We start from the raw sequence: 237 nt of genomic DNA, 5'->3' as shown, positions 1-237 counted from the left end.
GCCGTTGGCGATGCCGCCGCCGTTGCCGCCTGCGGTGTTGTCGTCGACGTGGGTTTCCTCGACCTTGAGGATGCCCTCGTTGTAGATGCCGCCGCCGTCGCCCTGGGCGTGGTTGTCGACGACCTTGCTCTCCTTGAGCCAGGTGCGGCCGTAGTTGGCGATGGCGCCGCCGTCACCTTCGGCGTTGTTGTCGACCAGCTTCACGTTGTCCAGGTAGGCGCTGCCGCCACGCTCGAC

1 pseudogene is annotated in these 237 nt (G+C 67.1%); it reads right to left on the bottom strand.

Features of this window, described 5'->3' with window-relative positions:
- Window positions 1–237 (bottom strand): annotated as a pseudogene (locus IRY44_RS30525) (hypothetical protein); the annotation flags it as partial.

The sequence above is a fragment of the Micromonospora sp. ANENR4 genome (assembly GCF_015354395.1).
Taxonomy (GTDB): domain Bacteria; phylum Actinomycetota; class Actinomycetes; order Mycobacteriales; family Micromonosporaceae; genus Micromonospora; species Micromonospora aurantiaca.
This window is presented reverse-complemented; position numbering and strand designations above follow the sequence as displayed.